Here is a 284-nt window from a genome sequence, read left to right as displayed (position 1 = left end):
TGCGCGCTATGCGATGCAGCGGCACGCGCAGAATGTCTTTGCCATCAAGCGTGATGGTGCCGGTCCGCTTGCGGATGATGCCCATGATCGCGCGCAGCGTTGTGGTTTTGCCGACGCCATTGCGACCTAACAGCGTGATGGTTTCACCGGGCCAGATATCGAGATCGACGCCGTGCAGCGCATGGCTTTCGCCATACCAGGCATTGAGCCCGCGCACTGAGAGCAGGGGTTGGCCTCTATTCATGTTCGGTTCCCATATAAGCAGTGCGGACGCGCTCGTCTTG

General features: G+C 59.9%; 1 protein-coding gene. It reads right to left on the bottom strand.

Annotated elements, in window-relative coordinates:
- Positions 1-244, bottom strand: a 244-nt coding sequence (locus tag QSJ70_RS27535) for an ATP-binding cassette domain-containing protein (protein ID WP_285541395.1), incomplete at its 3' end; no start/stop codon positions are given.
- Between the last annotated feature and the right edge of the window lie 40 nt (positions 245-284).

The organism is Brucella sp. NBRC 12950 (assembly GCF_030268145.1).
In the GTDB taxonomy this organism is placed as follows: domain Bacteria; phylum Pseudomonadota; class Alphaproteobacteria; order Rhizobiales; family Rhizobiaceae; genus Brucella.
The sequence above is the reverse complement of the archived record's forward strand: the minus strand, read 5'-3'. Positions and strand labels throughout refer to the sequence as shown.